Origin of the sequence: Bacillus sp. JJ1127 (genome assembly GCF_036965845.1) — a bacterium.
Lineage (GTDB): Bacteria > Bacillota > Bacilli > Bacillales > Bacillaceae_G > Bacillus_A.
The window spans coordinates 1-1392 of the sequence record NZ_JBALQK010000379.1; the positions used below are offsets into that span (position 1 = coordinate 1).

Here is a 1392-nt window from a genome sequence, read left to right on the forward strand (position 1 = left end):
GTTAGAGACTTTGATGTGTTTTTAAAAGTACAAACCAATGAAGAAATTCAAAAATATGCAGACAACACTTTACTTCTAGATAATACTATTATCAGTATGAATTTTTTAGAAAAATATCCTGAATTAGAAAAGCTAAAGATCAAAGAAAGCAAACTTAAATCATTAAAAAAGAAGTTAAATAAAGAAAATATACGAGAAAATGGACTTACCCTTTCAACTATTGAGTTAAAAACGTTAATTACTCAGCCAATTGATGTTGAAACTATTCAAGATAAAATTAGATTATTAAATAGTTACAAGAAAAATATGAGCGAAATTTCTTCTGTGTTACAAGATATTAATGCTACTAGAGATACTTTACTGACGCATTTTAATAATATGAATCACTTAATCGGAAACCAGCAACAAGAATGTCCTTTATGCGGTAATGATTGGGATTCATATACAGAATTAATTAAAAATATCCAAATTAAAAGTAAGACTTTTCAAAAACACTACGATTCATCTACACGTCAGTATGAAGTTGAATTAACTATCTTATTTAAAGATCATTTAGATCCAATAATTACGTGGATTGACCAGTATTTGAATGAACCCAATAATATCATTGACGAAGAATTTTTTAATCAATTAACCAAAAGCATAAAAGAAAGCAATAGCGTTATTAAATTTGCTGAATGGTGTCAACAGCACGAAATTGAATTATTACCTTTTTTGAACCAAGATATATCTGTAGTTGAAGAATTAGAGTATAAGCGTGAAAAGCTTCAGGAACTTCTGTTAACCAAAAAATATACAATTGAAAATAGCTATACCGAACATGAAGAAAAAAAGAATACTTATATTCGTATATTCAATAGTAATCATGAAGAAGTTCGAAATTTAAAATTAACCCAAATCGAAGATAAAGCAAAATATATAGAATATCAATATTATCACAGAAGCTCTAAAAATATCGATATATTACATAAGGAAATTGAAAGTTTAGAATTAAAATCTAAAAAAATTGAGTATGCTACTACAAAATTCAAAGATATTATTAAAGTCTATGAAGATAGAATCCTCTACCATTGGAAAAAAATTATACGTGATATAGAGATTCCTTTGTATATATATAGTGGAAAAATCCTTCAAGATTATCAGAGAGGACGCGGAGTATTTTTACAAGAAAGCGATAGCTATGGGATAAAGAGTATAAAATTCATTTCTGATTATAATTCAGATCATGATGCGGTAAATTACCTATCTTCAGGTCAATTATCCGGACTCGTTATAGCCTTAACATTAGCTTTAAATAAAGTTTACGGAAATGATTCTATAAATATTCTACTAATTGACGACCCTGTTCAGACTATGGATGAGATAAACATGGCCTCTTTCGTTGAATTATTA

Annotated in this window: 1 protein-coding gene; it reads left to right on the forward strand. The window is 27.6% G+C overall.

The window, feature by feature from the left end; genetic code table 11:
* Window positions 1-15: 15 nt before the first annotated feature.
* Window positions 16-1392: hypothetical protein (locus tag V7183_RS24715; RefSeq protein ID WP_335361183.1), on the forward strand; the 1377-nt coding region annotated here is incomplete at its 3' end.